The sequence below is a fragment of the Ruegeria sp. J8 genome (assembly GCF_056531925.1).
In genome coordinates, this window is sequence record NZ_JBQFMR010000002.1 from 604,636 (window position 1) to 631,437 (window position 26,802).

Annotated in this window: 21 protein-coding genes; 13 read left to right on the plus strand and 8 right to left on the minus strand. The window is 50.0% G+C overall.

Translation table 11 applies throughout. The features are described from left to right. Nucleotides 1-7 precede the first annotated feature (7 nt). The 4 genes from ACR0L1_RS06545 to arcC are packed head-to-tail and all read left to right on the plus strand — an operon-like array spanning nucleotide 8 to nucleotide 4,604. A complete protein-coding gene (locus ACR0L1_RS06545; protein ID WP_480857761.1) occupies nucleotides 8-1,387 on the plus strand; it encodes an amino acid permease in 1,380 nt (459 codons plus the stop codon). Continuing rightward, nucleotides 1,384-2,607 (plus strand): arginine deiminase, encoded by a 1,224-nt coding sequence (locus ACR0L1_RS06550; protein WP_170645282.1) that lies wholly within the window; start codon nucleotides 1,384-1,386, stop codon nucleotides 2,605-2,607. Before ACR0L1_RS06545 ends, ACR0L1_RS06550 begins: the two co-directional genes overlap by 4 nt. A gap of 56 nt (nucleotides 2,608-2,663) precedes the next feature. Then, nucleotides 2,664-3,662 carry an ornithine carbamoyltransferase gene (gene argF, locus ACR0L1_RS06555; RefSeq protein WP_170756246.1) on the plus strand — a complete coding sequence of 333 codons (999 nt, stop codon included), beginning with the start codon at nucleotides 2,664-2,666 and terminating at the stop codon, nucleotides 3,660-3,662. A gap of 3 nt (nucleotides 3,663-3,665) precedes the next feature. Further along, nucleotides 3,666-4,604 (plus strand): carbamate kinase, encoded by a 939-nt coding sequence (arcC, locus tag ACR0L1_RS06560; RefSeq protein WP_480857763.1) that lies wholly within the window; start codon nucleotides 3,666-3,668, stop codon nucleotides 4,602-4,604. Between the two features lie 393 nt (nucleotides 4,605-4,997). Here the strand turns inward: arcC and ACR0L1_RS06565 are convergent, their stop codons facing one another. Next, nucleotides 4,998-6,257 (minus strand): BamA/TamA family outer membrane protein, encoded by a 1,260-nt coding sequence (locus ACR0L1_RS06565; protein ID WP_170782788.1) that lies wholly within the window; start codon nucleotides 6,255-6,257, stop codon nucleotides 4,998-5,000. A gap of 337 nt (nucleotides 6,258-6,594) precedes the next feature. Here ACR0L1_RS06565 and ACR0L1_RS06570 point away from each other — a divergent pair, with 337 nt between their 5' ends. Next, nucleotides 6,595-7,032, plus strand: coding sequence for an ion channel (locus ACR0L1_RS06570; RefSeq protein WP_170355052.1), 438 nt, complete (start codon nucleotides 6,595-6,597; stop codon nucleotides 7,030-7,032). Between the two features lie 437 nt (nucleotides 7,033-7,469). On the opposite strand, the gene gltS is transcribed toward ACR0L1_RS06570, so the two are convergent. Continuing rightward, nucleotides 7,470-8,705: a sodium/glutamate symporter gene (gltS, locus tag ACR0L1_RS06575; RefSeq protein WP_170753934.1), complete on the minus strand. Its 1,236-nt coding sequence runs from the start codon at nucleotides 8,703-8,705 to the stop codon at nucleotides 7,470-7,472. A gap of 77 nt (nucleotides 8,706-8,782) precedes the next feature. Between gltS and ACR0L1_RS06580 the strand changes: the two genes are divergently transcribed. After that, complete coding sequence (locus ACR0L1_RS06580) at nucleotides 8,783-9,232, plus strand: hypothetical protein (RefSeq protein WP_170753932.1); 450 nt, start codon at nucleotides 8,783-8,785, stop codon at nucleotides 9,230-9,232. Nucleotides 9,233-9,366: 134 nt separating this feature from the next. Here the strand turns inward: ACR0L1_RS06580 and ppk2 are convergent, their stop codons facing one another. From ppk2 to ACR0L1_RS06595, 3 genes are all read right to left on the minus strand, one after another. Beyond that, nucleotides 9,367-10,155 carry a polyphosphate kinase 2 gene (gene ppk2, locus ACR0L1_RS06585; protein ID WP_336510111.1) on the minus strand — a complete coding sequence of 263 codons (789 nt, stop codon included), beginning with the start codon at nucleotides 10,153-10,155 and terminating at the stop codon, nucleotides 9,367-9,369. Nucleotides 10,156-10,843: 688 nt separating this feature from the next. Next, nucleotides 10,844-11,953, minus strand: a complete 1,110-nt coding sequence (locus tag ACR0L1_RS06590; RefSeq protein WP_480857765.1) for a patatin-like phospholipase family protein — start codon at nucleotides 11,951-11,953, stop codon at nucleotides 10,844-10,846. Nucleotides 11,954-12,154: 201 nt separating this feature from the next. After that, complete coding sequence (locus tag ACR0L1_RS06595) at nucleotides 12,155-13,420, minus strand: MFS transporter (RefSeq protein WP_170782792.1); 1,266 nt, start codon at nucleotides 13,418-13,420, stop codon at nucleotides 12,155-12,157. 397 nt (nucleotides 13,421-13,817) lie between these two features. Here ACR0L1_RS06595 and ACR0L1_RS06600 point away from each other — a divergent pair, with 397 nt between their 5' ends. Further along, nucleotides 13,818-15,077: an efflux RND transporter periplasmic adaptor subunit gene (locus tag ACR0L1_RS06600; RefSeq protein WP_480857767.1), complete on the plus strand. Its 1,260-nt coding sequence runs from the start codon at nucleotides 13,818-13,820 to the stop codon at nucleotides 15,075-15,077. A gap of 3 nt (nucleotides 15,078-15,080) precedes the next feature. After that, entirely contained in the window at nucleotides 15,081-18,125 is a 3,045-nt protein-coding gene (locus ACR0L1_RS06605) for an efflux RND transporter permease subunit (RefSeq protein ID WP_480857769.1), read from the plus strand. A gap of 81 nt (nucleotides 18,126-18,206) precedes the next feature. On the opposite strand, the gene ACR0L1_RS06610 is transcribed toward ACR0L1_RS06605, so the two are convergent. Continuing rightward, nucleotides 18,207-19,103, minus strand: a complete 897-nt coding sequence (locus tag ACR0L1_RS06610) for a hypothetical protein (protein WP_480857771.1) — start codon at nucleotides 19,101-19,103, stop codon at nucleotides 18,207-18,209. After that, nucleotides 19,096-20,301, minus strand: coding sequence for a tyrosine-type recombinase/integrase (locus tag ACR0L1_RS06615; protein WP_108861800.1), 1,206 nt, complete (start codon nucleotides 20,299-20,301; stop codon nucleotides 19,096-19,098). The genes ACR0L1_RS06610 and ACR0L1_RS06615 overlap by 8 nt, the downstream gene beginning before the upstream one ends. Before the next feature lie 364 nt (nucleotides 20,302-20,665). Between ACR0L1_RS06615 and ACR0L1_RS06620 the strand changes: the two genes are divergently transcribed. The 3 genes from ACR0L1_RS06620 (at nucleotide 20,666) to ACR0L1_RS06630 (ending at nucleotide 22,986) form a co-directional block, all read left to right on the plus strand. Continuing rightward, the gene (locus ACR0L1_RS06620; RefSeq protein ID WP_170803778.1) at nucleotides 20,666-21,883 is read left to right on the plus strand and encodes a site-specific integrase; all 1,218 of its coding nucleotides are present in this window, start codon (nucleotides 20,666-20,668) and stop codon (nucleotides 21,881-21,883) included. Nucleotides 21,884-21,893: 10 nt separating this feature from the next. After that, nucleotides 21,894-22,193, plus strand: a complete 300-nt coding sequence (locus ACR0L1_RS06625) for a helix-turn-helix transcriptional regulator (protein ID WP_480857774.1) — start codon at nucleotides 21,894-21,896, stop codon at nucleotides 22,191-22,193. A gap of 163 nt (nucleotides 22,194-22,356) precedes the next feature. After that, a complete protein-coding gene (locus ACR0L1_RS06630; protein WP_480857775.1) occupies nucleotides 22,357-22,986 on the plus strand; it encodes a hypothetical protein in 630 nt (209 codons plus the stop codon). A gap of 373 nt (nucleotides 22,987-23,359) precedes the next feature. Here the strand turns inward: ACR0L1_RS06630 and ACR0L1_RS06635 are convergent, their stop codons facing one another. After that, nucleotides 23,360-24,016: a hypothetical protein gene (locus ACR0L1_RS06635; RefSeq protein WP_480857777.1), complete on the minus strand. Its 657-nt coding sequence runs from the start codon at nucleotides 24,014-24,016 to the stop codon at nucleotides 23,360-23,362. 715 nt (nucleotides 24,017-24,731) lie between these two features. Here ACR0L1_RS06635 and ACR0L1_RS06640 point away from each other — a divergent pair. Then, nucleotides 24,732-25,406 carry a recombinase family protein gene (locus ACR0L1_RS06640; protein WP_480857779.1) on the plus strand — a complete coding sequence of 225 codons (675 nt, stop codon included), beginning with the start codon at nucleotides 24,732-24,734 and terminating at the stop codon, nucleotides 25,404-25,406. A gap of 3 nt (nucleotides 25,407-25,409) precedes the next feature. Further along, complete coding sequence (locus tag ACR0L1_RS06645) at nucleotides 25,410-26,765, plus strand: hypothetical protein (protein ID WP_480857781.1); 1,356 nt, start codon at nucleotides 25,410-25,412, stop codon at nucleotides 26,763-26,765. Nucleotides 26,766-26,802: the final 37 nt, after the last annotated feature.

Genomic DNA, 26,802 nt, shown 5'->3' on the forward strand with positions numbered 1-26,802 from the left:
CGTCGCAATGACCGATCGCTCCGCCACAGAGACAACATCGACATCCGGTGCCCTTGGGCTGACGGCTTGTATCGCTCTGGTCGTTGGAAACATGATCGGGTCAGGTGTGTTTTTACTTCCGGCATCGCTTGCACCGTTTGGACCAATTGCAATTGGCGGGTGGGTTTTAACGTCGGCTGGGGCGTTGGTTCTTGCGATCATTTTCGGACGCTTGTCGCGGGTCGTTTCCAAACCCGGTGGTCCCTATGCCTATTCGCAAGAAGCGTTCGGTGACTTTGCAGGGTTCATCATTGCCTGGGGATATTGGATTGCACTCTGGACGGGAAACGCGGCCGTAGCCGTAGCCTTAATCGGCTATCTGGGCTTTCTTTTCCCGATCATCGTCGAAGTCCCCATGTACGGGCTATCGACTGCTCTGGTCGCGATTTGGTCGCTGACACTGGTTAATATCCGCGGGGTCGAAGGCGCTGGTTTAGTTCAGATCGTGACCACCGTGCTCAAACTCGCGCCGCTTATATTGATTGGCACATTGGGCATCTTCTGGATCGAGCATGAAAATTACCTTCCGGTCAATCAAAGTGGAACGACTGCAGTTTCAGCCATTTCCGCAGCGGCGGCACTGACGCTTTGGGCCTATCTTGGACTTGAATCTGCCACCGTGCCCTCTGGCGATGTGGTAGAACCGGAAAAGACCATTCCCCGCGCCACCATCATCGGCGTTATTATCGCGGCCAGTGTCTACATTGCGGTAACGGCCGTTTCGATGGGCGTCATCCCCTCTAACATTCTGGCAGTATCATCAGCACCGCTCGCCGCTGTCGGTGAGGTCATGTTCGGCGCATTCGGCGGAATACTCGTGGCCTGCGGCGCGGTTATCTCGACCTTTGGTACGCTTAATGGCTTTACCCTGCTCAGTGGGCAGGTTCCTTACGGCGCCGCCTTGGACAAAGTATTTCCGGCCGCATTAGGCAAAAAATCGAAATTCGGGACACCCGCAAACGCGTTGATTTTATCGAATGTATTGGCCTCGGTTTTGATTATCATGAACTATGCGCAAGGGTTGGTTGCCGCGTTCAACTTTGTCATTTTACTTGCAGTAGTCGCGAGCCTTTTGCCATACGCGGTCTGCTCTGTCGCCGAGATCATGATCCGCCTGAAGGGTGGTCAGGTTCTGCACGGTCCGGAATTGACCAAGGTCGTTGTCCTCGGCGGCCTGGGCTTCATCTACTCAGTATGGGCCTTTATCGGGTCCGGAGCGGAAACCGTACTAATTGGCTCTGTATTACTGCTTGCAGGTGTTCCCATCCATGTTTGGGTCCGCTGGAGCCAGGCCAACGACGACGAAGATATTCAGACAACTGTTGCCTCGAAAGGAGATTTGCCATGAAGCTCGGCGTTCATTCCGAGATCGGAAAGCTCAACAAGGTTATCGTCTCGCGCCCATCGCTTGCACATGATCGACTGACACCGAGAAATTGCGAAGAGTTGCTGTTCGACGACGTCATATGGGTCGAGCAAGCTCGAAAGGACCATGCCGAGTTCTGTTCGCTCATGCGTGAACGCGGGGTCGAGGTCTATGACATCCAGGATCTATTGGCTGAAGTGCTTAGTGATAGTAGCGCTAGGTCTTTCATGCTTGACCGATTGATCATTCCAAAAATTGTTGGCCTTGGTGTGTCTGTTGAGATGAGAGCTTGGCTGGACGAGATGAAAGCTGCAGATCTCGCGCGCCACATGCTTGGGGGAATCATATTCGCGGAATTACCCAAGGGGACCATTGACCCAAAATTCGACGATTTGATCACCCAAAGTGAGTTCGTATTACCCGCTGTGCCGAACGCTCTTTTCCAACGAGATCCTTCGTGTTGGATATTCAACGGTGTGACAACGAACCCGATGTTTTGGCCCGCTCGCAAACCTGAGACCTTAATGATGCGTGCGGTGTATAAATTCCATCCGATGTTTAAGGAATCCGAGTTTGATATCTGGTGGGGCGATAGCGATGAAGATTTTGCTAATGCCTCAGTCGAAGGCGGCGACGTACAGCCTGTAGGTAAAGGAACCGTTTTTATCGGGATGGGTGAACGAACGACGAGTCAAGCTGTTACCCTTCTTGCGCAGGCACTATTCCAAAAAGGTGGGGCAGAGAGAGTTGTCGCATGCGCGATGCCTAAAAGCCGCGCGGCCATGCATCTGGATACTGTCTTCACTTGTCTTGACCACGACAAAGTGACTGCATTCACGGAAGTCGCGGATCAGATCACGTGCATTTCACTTCGCCCAGACGACAAGAAACTGTTCGATGCAAGGGTCGAAGAAGGGCACCTTTTCGACGTCTACAAAGAAGCGCTGGGGCTGAACTCGCTGGAGGTCATCTCGACCGGTGGCAACGAGTTCCAGGCCGAGCGCGAACAGTGGGATGACGGCAATAACGTCGTGGCCCTCTCGCCCGGTGTGGTCGTCGGTTATGCGCGCAACACGTTTACGAATGGCAAGATGCGCGCAGCCGGCGTCGAGGTGATCGAAATCTCGGGTCAGGAACTGGGGCGTGGTCGCGGTGGTGGCCACTGCATGACCTGCCCGATCGACCGCGACCCCGCCTATTGAATTTACTACGGGTGCAGCCCCCTGCGCCCACTGATTTTTTGTTAGGGAGAGACAAAATGGCATTTAATCTCAAAGGCCGTAGCTATCTGAAAATCGCCGATTTCAGCCAGCGTGAAATGCTGTACCTGCTGGATCTGGCCCGCGATCTGAAACGCGCCAAATACGCCCGCGCCGAACAGCCCTCGCTGACCGGAAAGAACATCTGCCTGATCTTCGAGAAGACCTCGACGCGTACTCGTTGCGCCTTTGAAGTGGCGGCCTACGATCAGGGTGCGAACATTACGTATCTCGATCCATCGGGCTCGCAGATCGGGCACAAGGAGTCGATGAAAGACACGGCGCGCGTTTTGGGCCGCATGTTCGACGGGATTGAATTCCGCGGTGCCGGTCAGGACATGGTTGAAACGCTGTCAGAATATGCCGGTGTTCCGGTCTATAACGGCCTGACCGACGACTGGCATCCGACCCAGATGCTTGCCGATATGCAGACCATGATCGAGCACGCTGACAAGCCTCGCAAGGACATTGTCTATGCCTATTCGGGCGACTGTCGGTCGAACATGGGCAACTCGCTACTGATGTTGGGCGCGATCATGGGCTGCGACGTCCGGATGATTTCTCCGAAAGAAACCCAGCCCCATGACGATGTGCGCGACTTGGCGATGGAGCGGGCTGAAAAGACCGGCGCACGTGTGACCATCACCGACGATACCTCGGCCGTAGAGGGCGCGGACTTCATTCATACCGATGTCTGGGTGTCGATGGGTGAGCCTAAAGAAGTCTGGGCTGAGCGGATCAAGCTGCTGAGCCCTTACCAGGTCAACATGGATCTGATGAAGAAAACCGGTAATCCAGCCGTCAAGTTCATGCACTGCCTGCCCGCCTTCCACAATCTGGAGACCAAGGTCGGTCAGGACATTCACGAACAGTTCGGCATCACCGAGATGGAAGTGACCGAGGAAGTGTTCGAAAGCGACATGAACATAGCGTTCGAGCAAGCCGAAAACCGGATGCACACCATCAAGGCGATCCTCGTCGCCACATTGGGAGCCTGAACCATGGGACGCGTTGTTGTAGCACTCGGCGGCAACGCGCTTCTCAAACGGGGTGAGGCGATGACAGCGGACAATCAGCGCAAAAACGCGAAGATTGCCGCAGAAGCCCTCGCCCCGCTCTGCGAAGCGCACGAAACCGTCATCACTCATGGCAATGGCCCGCAAGTCGGAATGCTGGCTCTGCAAGAGATCATGTATACGGATGTCGAGGAGTACCCGCTGGACGTTTTGGTCGGCGAAACGATGGGCATGATCGGCTATATGATCGAGCAGGAGCTTGGGAATATCCTGCCCTTCGAGCATAACATCGCCACCCTGTTGACCATGATCGAGGTTGACCCAAGCGACCCGGCCTTTGACAACCCGACCAAGTTCATCGGTCAGGTCTATTCCGAAGCGGACGCCAAGAAAGAGGCGGCTGACAAGGGCTGGACGGTGAAACCGGATGGCGAGTACTGGCGACGCGTTGTGCCGTCGCCCCGCCCGAAACGTATCTTTCAGGTCGAACCTATCCGTTGGATTCTGGAAAAGGGCGCGACCGTGATCGCTGCTGGCGGTGGTGGCATCCCGACGATGTACGAGGCAGGTGCTGAACGGAAACTGGTCGGGGTCGAAGCCGTCATCGACAAGGACTTTGCCTCGTGCCTTCTGGCGCAGAACCTTGGAGCAGATTTCTTTGTTATCGCTACAGATGCAGAAGCCGTGTTCCTGAACTGGGGAACGCCTGAACAAACAGGTATTAGATCGATCACTCCGGATTCATTGGATGAGTACGATTTCCCCGCCGGGTCAATGGGCCCCAAGGTCCAGGCTGCACAAGACTTTGTGCGATCCTCGGGCGGTCGCGCCATCATTTGCGCCCTCGCAGATGTTCCTGCAGCCGTTCGCGGTGAAAAAGGAACAACGGTTTCTGAGAGCGCGGGAGAGACCAAGTTTCACTGATACAATGGGCCTGACAAGAAAGTTCTGCTCGAAGCCTTCTTTGTTGTGAACATGTCCCTCTGAGCTGATCCACTAAAGTGGTTCCTAAGAAATACAGTTCCGTCTTCCAGATGCCGACTATTGAAGTGCCAAAAACTCAACAGATTAGCAGGGTCGGCTATAGCTTGTAGCTGGCTTGAATGGCGCTGGAATTAAGCGACTTAACAGGCGTTCCTTACAAGAGGATGGATTGGCATACGGGAATGCATGGCTGGCAATTGTATTTAACACTCGCCCTCAAGCTATTGATGTGAGGCATACCACTGCCTGCACAATTAGCACTTCGCAAATTGGTTTCCAAGATTTCCAGAGCTTAGAAAAAGTTATTTTGGGCTGAAGGAAACTGCGTTCATTTCAAAACTGAAATGGTTGTCCAATCATCATCTGCAGCCTAACACCTTCGTCAGAAAATGCGGTATCTGCTCTGACTACAAAGCCTTGAACCCATGCGCGCAACCCAATACCAGCGCTCCATTTCATGTCAGAATGCAGTTCGCCAAGATCGTAACTGCCTGCGACGCGGCCCATCTCACCAAATGGAACAAACTGCACCCACTCAACACCCAGCAATTCTTGGGCGGCGGGCCATTGGTCGAATGGATTCCAATACGGGGTCATGCGAAGTTCCGCAGAATAGTAGATGGCAGAACGATCATTGAATCTCTCTTCCGGAAAGCCGCGCATACGAAACAAACCTCCAAGCGTGGCTCCAGTGTAAGGAGGAGGACGATTGGAGATAACTCCACCATTTTCACTCCATGACGGTGTGTCTGCAGTCCAGAAATCGAATGCAAGCACACGACTACGAAACCACGCAGACTCACCAAAATCGTGATAGGCATCAAATTCAGCCTGCATCACAGTCCAGGAATCTGTGCTGTCAAACCAGCCGAAATCCCTTGAGTATTGCAGCTTGAGGCCAACGCCTTTCGTGGGGTTCACCGGAAAGTCACGGTTATCCCAGAAGTAGACGAAATCAAGACCATTCGTTCGTAACTCGCCGTCGAAATCATCTCCGTCGCTCACCAACGCTCTGTGAAACGGCCTTATCTCAAAAAAGCTTCGCCCACTTTCAAATGGGTTCAGAGACGATCCACCTGTCGCGCCGGAAACCAGGAAGCCATCGCGTATACTGTAGTCAGGAACAACTTGATTGCGACCGTGACCTATCGGCAAAAGATACTTGAACCGGACTCGCGAAAACACGTCCGAACCGCTTCCTGTGACAAAGTTGTCTTTGTTCGAGTCATTCGTTCCAGCTCGCTCCCCTGCGAAATCCGGATTGCCGTCTACATATGTGTCTGCGTCGTTGTAATAACCGAGAGAAAATATGGGATCGATAAAGAGGCGCTTCCATCGAGGGACCTGTAAGTCTTCCGCAGCAAGAAAACCTGTTGCTGAGCCAGTGTCACCAGCAATAATTGTGCCAAGTATCCTAGCCTGAGGTTGCAGGTAACCTACCCGTCCTTCTACCCAGCCTGCGCTCAGACCAAATGTTTCATTATAAAAGGCAAATGGAAGGCTGAGTCTGAGACCGGAATAGTCCTCAACTTCCTCAGCCAACACCGAAGGCGTTAAAGCGCTAAACATGAGAAACAAGGCCAAAAGTTGCATGGCGACCGCGTTCGGCCTGCAATCGCGTGGCTTTGGCACCTCAGAAATCAAGTCTAAAGTCCCCATTTCATTCGTATTTTAGAATATAAAAGGTCGAAGGATTTTGATAATGATTTTAAGCGCTACCGGTAAAAGAATGTTTCGGTGTGACAATTCAAAAACTGACGAATGCCACTTCGCGATACGCAGAAAGTTGGTTCTGGAGAAATAAGCCGCACTCGAAATCTTAGGGTTACCGCCTTCGACCTTTAAAATCATGTGCCGCGCGCGGACCTCCGTGCGAAGCAACTTTTGCCTTGGCGGCACCGGTACAAGAAACGGCAAAGGAGAAAGTCTCGTGATTGGTCAATTGTTGCTGGGCTCAGTTATCACGCTGTTCTCAATTATGACAGGCGCGATAATGTGGGGCGTTCTCAATGAAGTACTTGAAAAAATGGAGCCGTGGCTTCGCCATTCGGACAACCGATTTATGTCATTCGTGGTTGTATTGATCATGGTCGTGGTTTGCATAATGAGCGTGACCACATTTGGCGTTTGGTTGTGGGCCCTAGTTTTTTTGCAGATGTCAGTATTCAGCACGCTGGAAGAGGCGGTGTACTACTCATTGGTAGCATATACGACCTTGGGTATTGGCGATGTAGTCGTCCCACAGCACCAGAGGTTGCTTGGCGGGATGACTGGTGCAAACGGTTTTTTCATGTTTGGTTTGATGACGGCAATGCTCACCGACATTTTTCGCCACGTGGGAAGGATGCAGCGCGGCTTGAAAGACTAGTAAATTGCTGTTGGGGGCCAGCAGGAGTTTTCCCAACTCGATAAACTCTGCTGCTAAATGTGTTTGAGCGACCTTCGATTGGGCTCGTTAACCCCCTCTTGGAACGTAGCTTGCCCGACTAACGCCGCTAAATAATAGGTCCGCGTCAGCATGAAGTGCCCAAATGATGATAGTAGCTTTACAGTTGAACTAAATTCGGGCACGACCTACACAGCAGATTGAGAAGAAAATGGATACACGTCTGTATCCCAGGAAAAAAGCAAAGCAAAATATCCGCTCAATCCGACAAGCGTCGTTGTAACGCCGAAGCCTTATCGAGATGATTTTTTGATGGCGTGTCGATAGCCGATACGATTGGTAACCAACGACGTTCTTCTCCGCTATCGCTTTGGCTGCAGGGGTCGACTTCTGGCTATGAAACTCAATTGAGCCTGAATCTAAGGTAAGTTCGAGACGAACAATTGGATAATAAATGCATTGGCAATATCGACAAAAAAAGCTGAAACCAGCGGAAGTACAATGAAGGCAAGCGGAGACGGGCCATATTTATGCGTCACAGCCGTCATGTTGGCTATGGCCGTTGGTGTAGCTCCAAGAGCGAAACCAGCGAAACCTGCAGACATCACGCCAGCAAAATAGTTTCGCCCCATCGTTCGATAGACAACGAATATGATGAAAGCTGCCGCAGCCGCAGCTTGAAGCGTCATAGTGACGGCTAAAACACCAGCGGAACCCGCCAAAGTCCAAAGCTGCATACTCATTAGAGACATTGAAAGAAACACTGCTAACGAAAAGTCCTGTAATAGTTTCAACGAGGCGGTACCCGTTGGTGTCTTGATCTTCGGAAAAACTCTCGGCGTCAGGTTTGCAAGTAAAATACCGGAAAGAAGGCATGGCACGAAGAGCGGCAGGTTTGCTCCGGTTAATTCCAGCGACTCATCTGCAATGAAGCCAATCACAATTGCTAGATGCGTCCAAAGAATAGCTCTCATCATTCCAGGATTCGTCGGGCCACCGGTTGGATCAGTAGAAGCTATCACCTCAATAGCGTCTTGATTGGAACTGGAAATCGATGTTTTCTCTTTCGCGCTTGGTTCGAGCCGGTCACGCGCAATCAAGTAGCTGGCGATTGGTCCGCCAATTAGACTTGCCATTATTAATCCGATCGTTGCAGCGGCGATGCCAAGCTCCGCCGCCCCCGCTACAGCGTATTGCTCTTCAACAACTGGGCCCCACGCTATGGCTGTACCATGACCACCGATGAGAGACGTTGTCCCCATCATCACACCGGCCTGAGATGGCAAGCCAAATAGTGAAGCTCCGAGAATGCCTATTCCATTCTGGATAAACATATACCCAATGGTCAAAACAAGCATGAGGCCGAGAAGTGGGCCGCCTTTAACTAGGTCTGAGAACTTCGCATTAAGACCAATTGTGGTGAAGAAGTAGATCAGCAAAGAGTCGCGCGACGCCAGATCATAAACTACTTCTCGCCCAGTCACAGTTACCACGCCTAGTGTCACTAGTGCCGCCAGTAAGCCACCTGAAACCGGCTCGGGGATTGAGTACTTGCGCAAAAACCCAAACTGCTCTGTGAGCCTTGATCCTAGAAAGTACACAACGATGCCAAGAGTCACAGCAATAAAACTGTCCACCACGATCGGTTCTGCCATGAACAGACTCCTAACTTCGCCGCACCACCATGCGGTCTTGAACAAGCTGCACAGGTGCAACCGGAAATTATGGTCCGATGGTAGAGCATGATCGAACAAGGGTGCAACAAAACGATCCTGCTGCTAGACTGGGCCGATACTTACAAAAAAGCCAATTTATGAAGAATAGAAGGGCTATCAACGTGAAAAAATTGATCAAAAGCGCTATCAGCATCGCCCTTTGCAGTGTAGCTGGTGTTCCAGTTACAGCAGATGAAAAGACACATTCTTACTTATTCTTAGGCGAAGAGACGATCCTAACAGGCACCGAAAATTGTGTTTATGAAATAATGAAACAAGGTGTCGAAGTAGATGAAAACGAAAGTAGAGTATTCTATGAATTAGCGCAGGGAATTATCCTAGTTTATGCACATAAATACGTCCGCTATCGAACCACTGGAAAAGTACCGGATTCATACAGTGAAGAAGAAGCCGAAATTTTACAATCAGGTGAGATAGACGAATTTTTCGAACACTGCTTTAAGTGAACAAACGACGATCAACTAAAGTCTTGTGACAAAACTTTCTGTCTTATTAGGTGGGCGAACCTTTGGACGTGAAGCGGTATAAAATCGGGCAATCCAATGGAGTGTGAAAGGACGTGTTCCGACTCAAAGCCCGTTTAGTACTTTTGCGGAACAGTATGTTTGAACGAAATGGACTTCGGAGCACCTTTCCTGTGTTCGCGGCGATTTGGCAATTCCGGAAGCACAAAGGGCTCTTCATTATACGGGATCGACTGAAGTAAGTGTGAAATGCAGTTCAGCCTTGCTAGGCGTTTGTTGTCTGCGGGAACGCGGAACCAAGGCGCATGTACACTGTCTGTCGCCGATATCATTCTCTCATATGCTTCTGTGTAGTCCCACCAACGTGCCCAGGACTCCAAGTCCATCGGGCTTAGTTTCCAGTGTTTTCTAGGATCGATCATGCGGTCCTTGAAGCGCTCCTGCTGAACCTCTCTAGTAACATCAAAAAAATATTTCAAAAGTATGATACCTTCCCTGACAAGGTATCGCTCAAAACCGGGCGCATCGGTCAAAAAGTTCTCATATTCTTTGTTGGTACAGAAACCCATGACCCGTTCCACTCCCGCGCGATTGTACCAACTTCGGTCGAAAAGGACGATTTCGCCTCCTGCAGGAAGATGTTCAAAATACCTCTGGACATAGACTTGGGACTTTTGTCGGTCGCTTGGTGCAGGAAGCGCAACGACCCGAAAAACTCGTGGGCTCACACGCTCGGTAATACGTTTGATGACGCCGCCTTTTCCTGCAGCGTCGCGCCCTTCGAATACTACAACAACTCTTGCTTTAGTGCGTTGCACCCATCCTTGGAGGTGGCAAAGCTCCACCTGCAATCTCTTCAATTCTGTCTCATAGGACTTCTTAGAGATTTTTTTCTTTGCCGCCACGTCCTTTGCCCCCATTAAACAATTGTAGGTAATTGAGTTAGAGTTATTGTCAGTTCGTTTCCTGCAGTCTTTGCAACCACATAAGCGCTTAAGTCTACGAACAACTGACATCCACTCGTTCAAGCTTTAAGGCGTTGCCAATCCAAACTATCAAACAACCTACGCGTCCAGAATTTCCGGCGCCTCAATTACTGGCCACCAGATATGCGTAGCAAGCCATTCGTAGTCGGCCCCGCCCACACCATTCGCACCAGTTGACTGCTTGTGTGCGGAAATTAGCTCTTGGCTAAATCGATGCCCGCCTCGAACGAACTTTGTCAGTTCGCGATGCACAGTCCAGTTCAAAGCCAATCCCAACTCTGTGATTTGAAACCCATCGTCTACACGTTGCACGTTCGGGTTAGCCAGGAAAGTCAGCTGCCGTCTCACGCTTGTCTGAGGCAAATTAGTATATTTAGCCAAACCGCGAGTTGTCCACGGTTGAGGATGAATAACAAGTGCTTGATGCACCCTCTGCATAGGGGGCGGATACTTAAAATGATCAAACGTGACTTGCCAGCGGCGCCAAAGTCGTAACCGGTTGCGCTCAGTTTCATTCATCGACATAAGTGCATACATTAATGATTATGATTTACCTGACAAGCCAACTGAAGCAACGATCCCTTTGGCGCTAATAAAGTAATCGTGCTTACCGAGGCGGACGATCGCTCCAAAGGGTCGCAGAGTTAAAACGCTGATAACCATAGTCAAACAGCGCTTGCATGTACTCTGGATCAAACGGCTCAGCTAGAGGATATTCGAAATCAGTTCCAATCCAAGTGGCTTGGTATTCGGCGTCTCGCTGCAGACTTAGTTTGTACGCAATCGTAAGATCATCTACGCCTTGCGCCTTGATTAGCGTAGAAAGCGAGCGTGCAGACACTTGGAAGACCCCCGGTTCAATAACTCTAAGTTCTGGCTCAACTTTGCCGTTTCGGATTGCATACAGCTTGCCACCGCGAGCATATTTCCTTGGGATATCCCATCCAGGCACGTAGGCGGTTTGAGAATATACACCACCATCAACGTGAAGTTCATCCCGGACACCTTCATCAGTCTCAACATCAATTAAAACCGGAGGGAAAACGCCCGGAATTGCCGCAGAGGCGAGTATTACATCAGCGAATACCTTTTTTGCATTCGCTGAATTGCTGTTCGCGATTGCACCCATATCCCAAAGTACTGGCCTTTGTGCATCCAGGCTTACTGTCTGAACCAACAGACGCCGTCCGCGGCGATGTTCTTTGGCAACTTGCGCTAGAAAATCGTCCGTTATGTAAGACTGTATAAGTTGTTTTAATGGGTCAGAGCTTTTGACAGAAGAACCACTTAGGATACCAGTTACAAGTCGTCCTCTGAATATCCGGGACGGTGGTAACCCACCGTACAACTCTTTGAGCTCATCGTCATAGTCAGAACCCAGGAAGGCGAACGGCGCTGCCAAAGCACCGGTTGAAACTCCGGTAACGACCATAAATTCTGGGCGCGTGCCGGATTCGCTCCATGCATTCAAAATGCCGGCAGCAAAGGCTCCATCTTCGCCTCCGCCCGATAGTGTTAGTGTATAATCTGAAGATAACCCAGATGTTCGCCTTTGACGTTGAGCTGTTTCCAGCAGTTCACTGATATTGACTGGAGCAACATCGGCCCAATAACGAGCACCTTCGATGCCCGGAACTTGTGGACTCTCTAGATCCAATTCGCTTACTGGGTTCCTAGATATATTTGAGCATCCCAGTTGGAGAAGCAGCAGTAGCAAAATAGTCAGCTTACTCCGATGCCCGCGTCCCGTCTTCTCCACCACTAGCTCCATTGGGTTAAACTAACACACGGGCCAGCAACTTTTTTCTGGACCATAACTCTTGATCGTCGTTCCAGCTCTGGGAGCGCATTGAGCGTCGCAGTCTTTTTGGTTGCGTTCAAGTATAGCATGCCAAACAAGCACAAATTTATTATTGCGCTAACGTTTCTCGGTAGGAGCCATTTCCGTACTGGTTGGCAAGACTTCAGTGTGAAAAGTCTGCTCGGCTCGTGACACGGGTTCAACTGACCAAATCCTTTGCCCCAAATACAGTGCAAAGCAAAACATGACCGCAAAATTTACCCAATAAAGCGCGATGTCACCAAAAAAAGTGGTAACTAAGTTGGCTATCAAGGGGCCGCTTATCGATCCGAGAGTCCAAACCAATAGCATAGTTACCGCTGCCGAAGAGACGTAGACAGGAACCGTTCTGTCCAACGCGTGCGCCACAAGCAAAGAATATTGAGTGAGCAAACTTCCACCTAGTAGCATCAGAATAATGCAAAGGATTACGAAGCCGATTGAGTTGTAGTCGAATGAATTGACGCTGTGGTCGTAGTCCACGTCGACCAGAACCGCCATAAGAAGAAGAACTACTGTTGCGGTTACCGTAGCTATCAAGATTACTTTCCGACGGTCCATCTTGTCGGATAGCCATCCAAGCGGAAACTGAAAAAGGACACGCCCGAGATAAATGAGGGCTACCATAAGGGCCACATCGATTATTTCGACCCCTAGCTGAGCAGCATTATAGGGGACAACGCTCAACAAAGTTGTAGACACCATACCCATGGCGAATACGCCCAAGACTGCGGCTGGGGCGTCCTTAAATAAACCGCGTATTCGAATGGGTACCGTGGTTTCATTATTGGGAGGAGATGAGCGAGTAGTCGAGATGACCACAATCGAAATGCAGTAAAACAAAGCGACGTAGACGAATACCTCTCGAATATCCCCGGGCACTACAAAAACTAAAAACTGACTGAACACGGCGACTACGCCGACTATTATCGCATAGACTGCGAGAACTCTTCCCCGGGTCTTTTCCTCCGCAGTTTCATTGATCCACGTGTCACCGATCGAAAAAAGCCCTGCGGTGGCCAAACCGGAGAGGAACCGCAAAAAGACAAGAAATGGTGTGTTGGTGGAAACAGAAAAAAGTATGGCCACCGCTATCGTGATAGCTGCGCCAGAAGCAAATGCACGGATGTGGCCAATATCAGCAATCGATCTGGCGACAACAAAACACCCGACTAAAAACCCTGCAGAGTATGCGGACGCCGCAAACGAAGCGGCTTCTTGAGACGCCCCAATTTCAGAAAACGCGAGTGGAACCAAAGTACCAGATCCAGCAGTGGCCAGCTGAACAGCAGCCATTGCAACGAAGAGTGATTGAAGATTGAGAACTTGGTTTCTGATTGCCAATGCACCCTAGCTCCAAGTTGCACCGAGGCTCGGTAAGTTTTTCCTACTTCTCGCTTCTACTCAGGTAGACGCGCGGTATCTTCCAGCAAACAACGCTACTCGTTAAAGATCTTAACACCGAGTTCTACTGAAATCGAAAATCGCTGGGCACTACGGTGGACCTTCAGGCTTTCGCGAATTTAGTTTTTTGGTCGGATATTTCGCTTACGCTTTATAATACAACAATAAAATCTGTCCACTTCCCTGAAGCTCTCGCCGAGCCATTTTGGCTCGGCCCAATTTGTGAAAATCTGCAGGTGCGGGCAGAGTTGGTTCAAGCGATCTCTTTTCTCGCGAAGCTTGGTGGGCCCCTTGGGTGCGCTCAACGAGCGAGCATCTTAAAAGCAGGTGAAAAACTATGCATTTGATTTTCCGAGGGGCATTGGCGGTTGTTTTACTTGGTGCTTTACCCGTCGTGGCAGCAGCACAAGACGCTCCCACAACGATAAGACCAGCAAAAGTCTTCACTGTTCTTAAAGCCTCATCTGATTTTGAAAGGATTTATCCTGCAATTGTCTATCCGTCGAAGGAAGTTGAACTCTCTTTTAGAGTCAGTGGACGAATTACAGAGCTGCCAATTAGGGCCTCTAGCAGTGTCATGCAGGAAGACGTTGTTGCCCAACTAGACACCCGAGACTTTGAAGTCGAGGTAGAAAGGCTTAACAGCCAACTCGAAGAGGCCGAGGCGAATTTAATTGTGCTGAGGTCAGGTGCACGCCCTGAAGAAATTACAGCTCTAGAAGCCTCGGTCGAGGCAGCTCAAGCCCAAAGAGACCAAGCTCGGGAAGACTACATCCGCTCAGCTCAGCTTTTGGAGAGGGGGGTAATTCCTACTGCGCAGTACCAACAACGTGAAGCTGCCTTTCGTCTGGCAGAAGCTGAACTGGTGTCACGAGAAGAGCAGCTTACAATTGGTCGTATCGGTGGACGGCCAGAAGAAATAATTGCTGCAGAAGCGGCGATCCGTGGCCTTAAAACACAAATTCAATCGGCAAAAAACGATCTTTCCGATGCTACGCTTCGAGCGCCGTTCGACGGAACGATTGCCAAGCGCAACGTGGACAATTTTCGTAATGTTCAAGCCGGTGAAACCATCGCCTTAATCCAAGATCTATCGACTGTAGATGTAAGCTATGACTTGCCCGGCGCTGACATAATCGCAATGTCGTCAATTGGCTTCGACAATGTTGTTAGCATGGTTACGTTCGACTCGTTGCCGGGCGTAGAAATGAACGCAGACCTTGTCGAGTTTACTACGCAAGCAGACGCAGCAACACAAACCTATCGAGGTCGTCTATCAGTAACCCCGCCTGAAGACTTGATTGTACTGCCTGGGATGGTAGCGCGCGTGATTATTAGGGCGGACGGGCAAAGCGACACACATGTTGTGGTTCCACTTTCAGCTTTAGCGGCAAGCCCCGACGGTTCCCCTTATGTCTGGCTATTGGATGGATCCAACAGCACTGTCAAGCGTCGACCCGTTGAATTGGGAGAAATATCTGAAGACTTCGTGTTCGTAAAAACTGGCCTTGAAGAAGGGCAAATGATTGTAACTGCAGGCTTGAGCGAACTGCAGGAAGACATGGTAGTTCGCCCGATTTCAAAAGTTGGTGAGTAGCAAATGGATCTCGCAAGGTTTGCAATTGAGAAGCGTCTAATTTCCGCGTTGGTGACTATTCTCATTTTGGTGGCTGGCTATTTTGCATACTTAACTCTTCCTCGTTTCGAAGATCCTGAGTTCATAATAAGGCAAGCTCAGGTCATAACACCTTATCCGGGTGCCACTGCAGAAGAAGTCGCCGAAGAAGTCACTGAGGTTATTGAGAATGCTCTACAAGAGCTCTCCGGGGTAAAAGAGGTGAAGTCAGTTTCATCACCCGGACTCAGCACTGTGACGGTCGAGTTTACAATCCCCACGACACCTGATTTTCCGTCACTCCATGCAAGATTTGCCCAATTGCGCGCAAAGATTCTTGACGCTCAAACAAGCCTGCCGCCGAACGCGCTCCAATCTCAGGTCTACGATGATTTCGGCGATGTGTATGCCTTATATTTTGCGATTGTTGGCGATGGCTATTCAATAGCCGAGCTCCACGAGTACGCGAAGGAGCTCCAGAGGGAGTTGGTTGCCGTCAGCGGTGTTTCCAAGGTGGTCTTAAGTGGTGAACAGAATGAAGCAATCTTTGTAGAGTATGCACCAGCAAGGTTAATAGAACTTGGAATATCACCGCAGCAAATTGGGCAAGTTCTGGAGGGACAAAACCTCGTAGCGCCCGCGGGTTCCATAAAGTCCAACTCGCGACGAATAGAGATACGTCCGTCGGCGGCAGTAGCCTCAATTGACGCTATCAAAGACCTAGTCGTTTCTGTGCCGAGTAGTGGTGCATCATTTCGACTTTCAGATATCGCAACCGTGTCGCGCGGTTACGTTGAACCCGCAAGCCCCCTACTTTTTCGGGACGGTCAGCCTGCAATTGGAATTGGAATATCGAATAGCCTGGGCGGGAACGTTGTGAACATGGGCGAAGCCGTAAAGCAACGGATAAACGAGCTGGAGAACCTAAGGCCAATCGGAATCCAGATTTTGCCAATCTCTGATCAGTCTGCTTCGGTAAAAGAATCGATCAACGACTTTGTCATGAACGTGGTTCTGGCGCTCATCATCGTTGTAGGCATATTGCTAATTTTTATGGGGTTAAGATCCGGAATACTCATGGGAGGTATTCTGTTGGTCACAGTCGCAGGCACGCTTGCCGGCATGCAGCTCCTGGGGCTCGACATGCAAAGGATTTCACTAGGCGCGCTGATCATTGCGCTCGGCATGCTGGTTGATAACGCTATTGTCGTTGTCGAAGGTACGTTGGTCCGAGTTCAACGCGGCGAAGCCACCAGCGACGCTGCTATCTCTGTCGTAAATCAAACCAAATGGCCGCTGCTCGGAGGAACAGTTGTAGGACTTTTGGCGTTTTCCCCAATTGGCTTTTCACCGGACAACACTGGAGAATACGCCGGAAGCCTCTTCTGGACCATTTCTATCTCGTTGCTTTTTTCGTGGTTGGTAGCGATTTGGCTCACGCCCTATTTTTGCACTCTGCTGCTGAAACCAACCTCGGAAAAACCGCCTGCAGAGAATGCAATTCTCCGTGCCTATCGTGCTCTCCTCGCGTATGCGATCCGGTTCCGGTACCTGACTGTGGGGCTTGTTGTTGCGCTCTTTCTCTCTGCGATCGCAGGGTTTGCGCTGGTACCGCCGGGCTTCTTTCCCAACAGCACTAGGGCGCAATTTGTTGTGGATTACTTTTTGCCAGAGGGAACCGACATTGAACAAACCAGTCAGGACATGCGAGAGATTGAAGCGCATCTCTTAACTCTGCCAGGTGTCAACTCTACTAATCTGTCCGTGGGCAGCGGGCATTTACGCTTCATGTTGGTATACGACAGTGAAGACCAGAACCCCGCCTATGGTCAAATTTTGGTGGACGTAGAGGATTACCGGCAGATCGATGCGTTACAGCCTGAAATTCAGTCATGGATTGACCAAAACTACGCTGACTCATATGCAAAAGTTTGGAAGTTTGTACTGGGCCCCGGTGGTGGATCGAAAGTCGAAGCTGAATTTTCTGGACCCGATCCCGTTGTGCTTCGGGAACTCGCCGAACAGGCAAAACTGATATTCGCTGAAAATGGAGCCATCGCGATAAAAGACGACTGGCGCGAACAAAAGCCGGTAATTCGACCAGTTATTGACACGGAAAACGCCCGCAGGCTCGGTCTCACCCAAGCGGAAATTTCCAGGGCAGTTTACTGGCATCAAGTAGGGGCGCCGATAGGGATTTATCGCGAAGGCGACAACTTATTGGACATAGTTATGCGCCCGTTCGAAGCAGCCCGAAGCAATATCAGTGACCTAAAAAACATCCAAGTTTATAGCGATGTAGCCGGAGGGTATATTCCAATATCCCAAGTTGTAGACCGATTTGACCTTGTTTTCGAAGCTGGGAACCTTAGGCGCATCGACCGAAAGCTTGCAATCACCGCACAAGCCGATAACGCACCAGAAGTACTCTCAGGCGACCTTTTCGCTCAAGTCCGACCACTTGTAGAGGCAATAAAATTGCCAAGTGGGTATTCTCTTGAATGGAGAGGTGAGTACGGGGACTCGCAAAGTGCGAACGACGGTTTAGCTTCGACTATGCCGCTTGGGTTCGGAGCGATGATTGTCGTAGTTTTCTTCTTATTTAACGCAGTCCGACAACCACTGATCATATGGTTGACAGTACCTCTGGCTCTCATTGGAGTCGTCTGGGGGCTCGCGGCAACCAGAACGCCACTCGAATTTATGGCAATACTGGGTATTTTGTCTCTAACAGGGATGTTAATCAAAAACGCTATCGTCCTTATTGACGAAACCGATACTCAGATTGCCGGTGGAAAACCTCGATTGCTGGCTGTTGTTGACTCAGCCGTTCTACGCGTCCGCCCAGTGTCACTGGGAGTACTTACTACTGTACTTGGAGTAATGCCTTTGCTGTGGGATCCGTTTTTCGAGTCACTCGCAGTGGTGATCATCTGCGGTTTGAGTTTTGCAACCGTTCTTACGCTGATAGTGGTGCCGACTCTGTACTCAATTTTTTTTAGAATAAATGAGGACGAAACAGCGGCTTAATCGCTAACCTAAAAATCCCCACCTCTGCCAAACACCTTGCGCTTTCGGCATGTTCCGGGCTTTAAGTGCGTCCTTTCAGTCTCAGCGTAGTGAGCGCTGCGGCGCGTAACTGTGACCGTCCACTGCGCATGCAATGAGGGCTTTTTGAAGCGTTGCGATCCGTGTAGTGCTTGCAGACTTTTGCGCCCGGCTGTTTTCGGGGGAGGAAGAGGCCTCAAGCTTTGCGTCCAAAGCAGACAGGCGCTCATCTTTCGCTCGCAGCATATCTCGAAGTTTTTCGTTCTCCGCGATGATTTCCGCATTCTCGGCAACGGTATCCGGATGCTGGCCATCGTGAGGCGGCATCCCCACGGCACGCCGCCACGCTAAGGACACATAATACCCCCTTTTCGCCAGCCAAAGCAGATAGTCCTTTGCAGGCGCCTTCTCACTGATTTCCCCGATCTCTAACGCCCTTTCCAATATCAGGAACCTGTCGTCACGCTCACGTATCGTCTCTCCGGTTTCCGGGGCGTGACCGCGCCAGCTTTCTGTGCGGAATGGCTTAAAGTTCAGCGACAAATCGATTGCCTCGCGGGCTGTCCAATAAGGTTTTCGGATCCATTCCCCGATCAGAATCCGTTCCTGCCCAGCGTATTCAGGGGAAAGAATTTCCTTCCTTCGATGCGCAAAATGCTGACCGTCAAATACGATCGGGCGTTCCGGTGTGATGGCTAGCCACCAATCTGCATGGAACGGTAGGTTGTTGCGCTCTGCCCACCAAAGCCAAAAAACAGGCGCGCCAAATCGTTCACCCGACCGCTTCGTTCTAGTTAGTAGCGCACTGTGGTCATCCAGCTCCTTTGCGGCTCCGGCATCATCCGGCGAAATGCCCAACGCAAGTAGGACCGCGTCTTTGAGGGACCAACTGCTCTGATAGACCCAAGCTTGGATCAATTGTTCGGTAGGTTTTACCGGGGCTTGTTCACATTCAATCATGTCCCAGTTTTTCCTTCTTCATCTTATCAAGTTGATCTGCCCACCACTGTGTCAAATCAACTCGCTCATCCCAGTGTGTTCCGCGTGCATATGCCCGGCGGATTTCGTTCTTTTCCACATGGGCGAGGGCTCGCTCAATGGCGTCCGGATGCCAGCGGCCGGACTCATTGGCAAGTGTGGAAAACATTGCCCGAAAGCCATGCGCCGTCATCTCGTCCTTCTCGTATCCCATGCGGCGCAGCGCGGCATTCAAAGTATTGTCGCTCATGCAGCGCTTGGATGAACGTACCGATGGAAAGAGCAACTTGCCCCAACCCGTCAGGTCGCGCAGTTCCTTCAAGTGATCGAAGGTTTGGCGGGAAAGCGGTATTGTGTGAGGCCGCCGCATCTTGGCGCGATGTGCCGGAACGGTCCACGCCATTCTGGCCTCGTCGATCTCATCCCACTCCGCCATTCGCAACTCTCCGGGGCGCAGGGCAGTCAATGCGAGCAGTTGCAACGCGAGGCGCGTAGTTCTTTGACCAGCAAACCCGTCGATAGCCCGGAGCAATGCACCGACCTGCGCCGGATCAGTGATTGCCGCGCGGTGCTGTACTTGGGGCCTGATCAGGGCATCCTTCAAACCATAGGTCGGATCGTTATCCGCGAGTCCCAGGGCGATGGCATAGCGAAAAACGGCCCCGGCAGCAGACCGCATCCGTACGGCGGTTTCGTGATTGCCCTTTTTTTCCATCTTCTGCAGCGGAACCAGAATATCCCGTGCTGTTATTTGCGTGATCGGCATTTTCCCGATGTCTGCGGAAAGTAGCCGGTGAAACCAGGCGGTCTTTGTCAGCGTTGCTTCGGCACGGCCTTCGCTGCGCTTCTTTTCCAGCAGTTCTGCCGCCAACTTGGAGAAGGTAGCGTTGTTCTCTGCCTCTTCTCTGGCTTTTTTGTCTTTGCGCACGCTGGAAGGATCTTCGCCATTTGCGATCAGGCTGCGGGCGTCGTCCCGTTTCCGTCGCGCATCGGCCAGTGTCACTTCTGGATACTTGCCCAGCGCCAGCAGCTTTTCCTTTTGGAACCAACGATACTTGAAGCGCCAGAGTTTCGAACCGTTCGGCTTCACCAGCAAATAAAGCCCGTCAAAATCGGCCTGCTTGTAGGGCTTCTCCCTAGGTTTCAGAGCCCGAATCCGTGCGTCGCTCAAAACAGGCATTGGGGGTACCTTCCAGTCACCGTGTGGCACGTACCCCAATTTGGTACCCCATTTGGGGGCAGATTACAGCGCACGTGGCAGGACAACATCGGACAATCCGAAAGTAGAAATCCTGCAACTACAAGCTACTATCAGTCAAAATCGAACGCAACTGGATGTTAAAGTGGTGCCCCCACACGGACTCGAACCGCGGACCTACTGATTACAAATCTAATGCCATTAAATTACCTACATTTACCTAAACATCGAAAGTACGTTGACTTATATACCAAAATCCCGTTTGATTTACCGATCTTGAACTACTGATTTACCTTGATTTACCAGTTTGACGCGTCCTATACGCGTCCTAGGATTTTGAGTTGGTATGCCGATCAAAAAAAGGACACCACCAAGAAAACCACCATCGAAGGCTAAGCTGACCAAGTCTTTTATAGAGGGTCTGCCTTCCTTTCCGTACGACTATCTGATCGCGGACACTGAAGTCCCCCGCCTAAAAGTAAAAATTACCCCAGCAGGAAATCGCAGTTTCTTAATCAGGTACCGGAATTCTTTTGGACGGGAAAAAAAGTTCAAGCTGGGTGATTTTCCAGACATGAGCGTAACGCTCGCGCGCAACATGGCAGCACGTCATCTAAACAACATTGCTGCGGGCCACGACCCAGCCGACGAGCGCGCAAAAAAACGTCATGGCCTAACTTTGAACGAATTGTTCGAACGGTTCTTAGAAGAATATGGCCAATTTCACCTCCGATCTTCGACGATCAAAGGGTACAGACAATTGCATCGGGCAAACTTGGTCAACTCTCTGGGCAAGCGGCCAATCTCATCAATTACCCGAAATGACCTACTCCATTTCCATCGGGATCATGCCAATACCCCATATACAGCTAACCGGCTAATTGCCTTGATCCGAAGGCTCTTCAATTGGGCTGAAAACATTGGTCTCTGCGATGACTACAATCCAGCAAAAGGCGTTAAACCCTATACGGAACGAGCCGTAGAGCGGTTACTCACAATAGAAGAGACCGAAAGATTAGCGCAAGCTTTAGACTACGTTCGCACCAAGCATCCCGGCTCGGACGCCTCGCTAAACGCAATTATCTTCATGTTCTTTACGGGATGCAGACGCAGTGAAGCACTGCGCATGAGATGGGATGAATTAGACTTTGAACGAAAAACTATAGCGTTCATTGGGGCCAAATCAGGTGATCGCAAGCAACACATGTCCGACGACCTCCATAGCTGGCTTGATGAACTCCATAAGCGCGCCACAAGCGAGTATTTGTTTCCTGGCGGCATAGTCGGACAGCCTCTTAAAGACATAAAGCGAACTTGGGAAATGGTCCGGAGACGTGCGGGGTTACCAGAGTTGAGGTTACATGATATTCGACACAATGTGCTCTCTGACATCGCCGCATCAAATGATCTAGCGACAGCGCAGTCCGTCGGTGGGCACAAAAGCATTAGGTCTACAATGCGATACATTCACTCCAGATCATCGACGACCCAATCCGCCATCAATGAAACGGGTAGTCGCGTTCGAAGCACCTTCTTGGACAGGGGTAAGAATGATGAAATTTAGAAGGATTAGAGTGCGTGACCCTAAAACTGGAGTGCATCGTTACAAATTAGTTGCCGAAACCGCAGAAGAGCAACAAAAAAGGCGAAGGCAGCGTCAGGCTGTTCACACATTAAATGATGAACTAAATGAAGTTGCCGCCGCGAATATCCTGAACCTTAGCGTGCAGACGCTACGCAACAGGCGTAGCTTAGGTGAACCACCAAAATACTTCAAAAAGGGAAGAAGTGTGTATTACCACCTTTCTGACATATTGGATTTTGACAAAAAAAGAAGAAAGAAAGGGCGTCATCTTCCAAACAAGCGAAGCTGACATTGGTAGACCAAATTTAGTTTTCGGAAACGGGAAACCTTCAGCATCTACGCAATAACTACTTCCCCTCAGACAAAGACTTTAGAAACTTCCGAATATTTTTTGCCAGACAAGCCAAAAACTGGCGGCAAAGACAGCCAAGATAACCAGCGGAGAAATATTTATGCCGAGAACAATAAAAGCCGTATTAATTATATCGTGCTCCATACTCGTGTTTCTAATTTTCTCACACTTCAAATCCCTCTTTGCTCCAAATCCGAATATATCTGGCGGCTTTGGAGTAACTTTTGGAGAATCACTGCCAGAAGAAATAATTGAGGAAATTTTGAGCGATGAAAAACACTCATACACCGTCAAAATTTCCCCACCGGTTCCGAATAAAAACTTTGAAGTCTACTACGCGAGCGTCTTAAAATCCGAAATTGGCGTTTATCAAATATTCGGCGAAACTCGCTATAAAGGATGGTCGGTTTGCTGGGACACAGCAGAAGTTTTGATTGAGTTACTTGAACAAAAATACGGAAAGTTTGAACACACCCAAAAGAGAGAATTGTCTTTCAGTAAATCCGGCGGCATCTCGCAGGTACCTTGGTGGACCTACACGTATGGCAACATTCATACAGGCAAGGCGATTACACTAGACTGCGACGGATCGCTTATGAGGTTGACGTTTAGTGCAAATGATTTGGCACATGCAGACCTTAAAAGAAGAGGAAAACTTCTAATCGAAAACGCGAAAGAAAGCAGGGAAAAACGGCAATCCGAAGTCGAACGCGACGACTCTGGTCTGTAATTCAGTGGCTATGGCCGCATCATCCAGTCACTTGTGGGCCCCATATTTCGAATGCGTGGCGGCAGAGGCCCCTATAGCGCTATTTGTAGCTGAAATTTGGACAGTAAATTTAAGGTGCACATAACAACCCGAAGAGTCTGTTTCCTCGAAGAAACGTCTAACGTTTAGGAGTAAAAAGCGCTTGCCCCCAATCAATATAACAGATGTTCCTAACCGAATGATGCGTGACTTCAACACGCGCCATATGCCGTTTACGATCACATCAGTAGAGCGTGGCCAATATCACTCCAGCCCCACAAAAGTTTTGGGATGGTTACTCAAGATCGGCTCACCCAAAAGCAACATGCACTTTCGGAGTAACAATACGACTGATTCAACCTAGGTTACGGCTACTCGATACTTGCAAAAAACGGTCGTATGCTGGTCCAAAACCTTGAAGAGGCGTTCGACCAATCCATATTCGACAACTGGGCCATTCTTCCTGCCTGTCCTTCCCATATTCTCGGCCTTTTCTCAAAATTCGAATTTGTTCTTCGTGGCTTTTACCATTGAGACTAGTACCGTCGACGCCATGGTTCTTCGGTCCGTAACCACAAACATAGCTATCACTCCTGTTCGCGGGGTCTTTCGGCCCAAGTAAAGCTATGCGACCCTCGCTCGCGCGAACCGTCAGCGTGTTTTCATACGGCAGTTCAATCTCAGCAAGATGCTCCTTATAAATATAGGTAAGCGAATTACTGGGCTTAAGTGTGCACTGATTGCCTCCAACAACTTCTCCTGTTGTGATTTTTTTCGGAATGTCACAGGTGATGACCCAATTCCCCACACGCTCGAAATACTCGTGCAGTTTGGCTTTGTCAGCGTCTGCGCGTATTCGTATCTCCTCAGCACTCGGACGAGGTGCAAGAACAGCTTCCAAAACTTGTATAGCTTCTTTGTCGGCCTCGCTAATTCCCTGCCCACTAGAGCAAGCGACAAGAAATAAAAATGACATGATAAAGCCCAAAGGCGGCGATAAACGTTTAAACAACATGACATTCCTTGCGCTGGCACGTGATGTGACAAAACAGAATTTAATACTGCGAGAATGCCGAAGAAGAGAGTAAAGGGCAATGGAAATAGCCTTGGCGATAGTCTTCCCCCACTGAAGTGGTCCGCCGTATGTTTAGGAAACCGGAGGACTGAGCCGCTCCCATTGTTTGGACCACCCGGCTGGAGATTTTCCGGGGGGTTGAAGTGCTTGTCGGTCAGGGAATGCAGCGCGTGGATGCGATCCGTGAAGTGCGCATAACTGAGCAGACCTACTACCTCTGGCGAATGCAGAATGTGGGCCCCAGCTTTCGAAACCGGAGCTAAGCCCCCCACCCTAGCTTAAATTGTCTCGGAATATTGGACAGTAAATACTAGAATGTAATAAATCTGTAGGTGAGCACTCCTAATACCTGCGTCCCGAGCGCTTAGGGGTGCATATTGCGTATCTTCGATTGATATAACAGATACAACTAACACATTGATATAAAACGCACCCTATATTGAACCAACGTCCATGAGCCGACAGGCGTAAGTCAACATACAATCGATTGCAGCCAAAAACTCAATAATCGTGGGAAAATATGTACGATTTTAACGTGCTTTTTCGGAAAATCGAAAAAATACAAAAAATCTTTGGCAAAACCTACCAATTGATGGCGCAGGTGATCAGGTCTGTACACATGCAACCGACGTTACTTGTGTAGGGTATTATCATGACTGACAAACTTATCGCCTACTATCGTGTATCTACCAATCGTCAAGGCAGTAGTGGATTAGGATTGGAGGCTCAAAGGGCTTCAGCCGATTTATTCGCGGATCGTACAGGTAGAACAATCCTTGAAGAATTTGTCGAAGTCGAGAGTGGCAAAAGGACAAGCAGGTCGCAGCTCGCGTTGGCATTGGACGCGTGTAGCCGCACTGGGTCAACGCTTCTGATAGCTAAACTTGATCGACTAGCTAGAAATGTTCATTTCATCTCCGGTTTGTTAGAAAGTGGTGTCACTTTCATTGCCGCAGACATGCCGAATGCAGATCGCTTCATGCTGCACGTGTATGCCGCCATGGCGGAGGAGGAAGGGAGGCGGATTAGCAACAGAACAAAGGATGCTCTGACCTCTGCGAAAAAGCGTGGCACCAAATTGGGTGAGCACGCGAAGCGCTTAAAAGTAAGAAACGTTTATCGGGCTGAGTTATTCGCTCGATCCGTCGGACCCAAAATCGCAGAGCTTAAGGAACTGGGCCTGTCTGTACGAAAAATCGCAGATCGGCTGAATTTCGACAAGGTTCCAGCATATAGAAAAGGTGGTTGGCACCCTACAACGGTACAAAGGACGTGGAATCGCTACGTTGCCCTTTCCAGCGGGCATACTAAGGCACCCCCATGTTAGAAGATGACGCATAGATCAGAATTTTTACATGATATTACCCAAGATCGACAAATAACCGCAGAACGAGCGTTTATAGATCGAATCCAGCTTTCTATCGGTGATTGGGGATTGTATGGAACAGAAAACCAAGTCTGCGAAACTCTAACGAATTTACGCCAGCACGATGTAATGACGCCGGAAGGGGAATTGATCCCGTTATTTTCAGGCGACCCGTTCCTGTCGTTCAAACAACTACTGAACATTAGATTTAATTCGGCCCCTTTAGACAAAAATACAGCCGATGTTTCGCCCCTTATCTCTGGGAAGGTGGCTTATGGAGATAGGTATCGGCGACCTGAAGCATTGCGTACTGCAACCTCTAGAATACAGTTTCAAACATCGCTAAATCTGACCCGATTTGTTCAAGCACAACGTTTCAAGTTGCGAACCCGAATAGATCGCCCACCGCGCCTGCTAACTCCTCTAGTTCTGGCAATTTCGGCAGATGACGCTTGGTTCAAAGATGAAACTCCACTGACGAAAGCCACAAACCTGATCGTCGGCCCTTGGAATAAGTACGCCTATGCTAAATCGCGCCCCTTAGAAGCCCATGTATCGCGCTACTTACGACTTGTTGACGGTGTCTTGCATCGAGCCCTCTTAGACGCGACCCCTGAGGGAGCGACGCATCCGCTTCGAGAAAAATACTATTCATTGCAGGAAATTGAATTCTATTGGGAGTTCGATTGTGAAAGCCCCATCGCCTATGTCATTGGTGCGTTGCCGAAAGTGCGCAGCCTTGCAAGTGAGTTCTTCGAAGGTGAGGTTGGAATTCACAACCCAGATCAAGCATCCCTAGGAGTTGTGCATCAAAGCCCAAGCATCAAAGCAAAAATCGGCAAAGGAACGTCGCTACGAGTCTATGCCAAAACCAACAAAAGAGTTCGATTTGAAGTTGTTCTGGAGGCAAACATAATCGGTGAAAAAGCTGGGGGACAAACCGCTACCTCCAGGAAAACCCTATGCTCGAAAATAGGTGAGCTAGCATCGTACGCTGCCTCCAAACTCAACCCCGCACTAGCGGTCATACAAGCTCCACCAGCGCCTCCGTCAACCTTTCCGGCCATTCGACTTCTGTCAGAAATCAATCGGCACACACCAGATCCCAATATTGCCGAGGCCATCATCGGTGCCCTCGTTTCCTTTGACCGAATTTCCCTGTATCGAAACTCGCCTTTTAAAGACACTGTTCACCGTTTGCGAGACAATGGCGTGTTGAGGACTGTCATACCACGAAGCTGGAATTACACCGTAACAGATGAATTTAGGCCTGCCTTAGATCAGTTGAGGTCACATTTTTCACGAAACATCGAACACTAGCTAAGTTAGTACTTTCGCCTTCGCCCGGAGTTAGTAC